Origin of the sequence: Intestinimonas sp. HCP28S3_D6 (assembly GCF_052065695.1) — a bacterium.
GTDB lineage: Bacteria > Bacillota > Clostridia > Oscillospirales > Oscillospiraceae > Intestinimonas.
The window spans coordinates 1-1,028 of record NZ_JBQHTM010000136.1; the positions used below are offsets into that span (position 1 = coordinate 1).

Genomic DNA, 1,028 nt, shown 5'->3' on the forward strand with positions numbered 1-1,028 from the left:
CCCCCTCCCGTATGTCCAAAACGATGGAAAATGGCTTGAAAGCAGCATATTTCCACGCTTATGGAATCATGGTATAATGGTCATAAACGGCAGGATTTTCCTGATGAGAGGGGGAGTTTAGATGCACACAAAACTGTCTATCCCGGAACGATTAAAAGACTTGCGGGTGGTGGATAAGCACTTGACCCTGGAACAGCTGGCCGAGCAAACCGGGCTTTCCAAATCTGCTCTCAGCAAATATGAGAGCGACGATTATAAGGATATCAGCCCCTTTGCCATCGCTACGCTGGCGGAATTTTACGGGGTGTCCACCGATTACCTGATGGGGTTGTCGGAAAATAAAAATCACCCAAACACAGAGCTTCAGGCCCTGCATTTGAGTGATGATATGGTTACATTATTGAGCAGCGGAAAAATCAACAACCGGCTGCTGTGTGAGATTGCCACCCACGAGAACTTCCAGCGGCTGATGACGGATATTGAGATTTTCGTTGACCGGATCGCTGATATGCGAATCGCCCAGATGAATCTGGTGCTGGAGGCCACCCGGCAGGAAGTGATCCGCAGCCATGCGCCGGGGGAGAACGACCTTTATGTCCGCACGCTGGAGCTGGGACAGGTACAGGAAAGTGACTTTTTTAGCCACACAATCCACGACGATCTGGACAGTATCGTTCAGGATATTCGTCAGGCCCATGTCACCGACCGCACCACCGCCGATCCACAGCCGACCTTCACAGAGGTCAAGGAAAAATTTGACCGTGCCATGCAGCTGGGCAGTAACGAGGAACGGGTGATTCATGAGTTCTGTGACCAGATGCAGATTCCCTTTGACAAGATTGCATCCGAGGATTTCTCAGCGTTTATGCGGATACTGAGTTTGTCCAAGCTACTGAAGAATCCCAACAATATGAGAGGTAAGGCTCGGACACAACCTTACCATGGGACAAAGAAGAAAAAGCGCAAGTAAAAAGGAAGCGCTCAAAATAAAATGAGCGCTTCCTTTTGATTAAATGGAAATTTTCTTG

General features: G+C 49.0%; 1 protein-coding gene. It reads left to right on the forward strand.

Annotation, left to right across the window (positions count from 1 at the left end):
- Positions 1-121 precede the first annotated feature (121 nt).
- Positions 122-970, forward strand: coding sequence for a helix-turn-helix domain-containing protein (locus tag ACTNBK_RS17085; RefSeq protein WP_441147888.1), 849 nt, complete (start codon positions 122-124; stop codon positions 968-970).
- Positions 971-1,028: the final 58 nt, after the last annotated feature.

Coding starts and splice junctions, on each gene's coding strand:
- ACTNBK_RS17085 (WP_441147888.1), top strand. CDS start 122: ATGCACACAAAACTGTCTATCCCGGAACGATTAAAAGACTTGCGGGTG.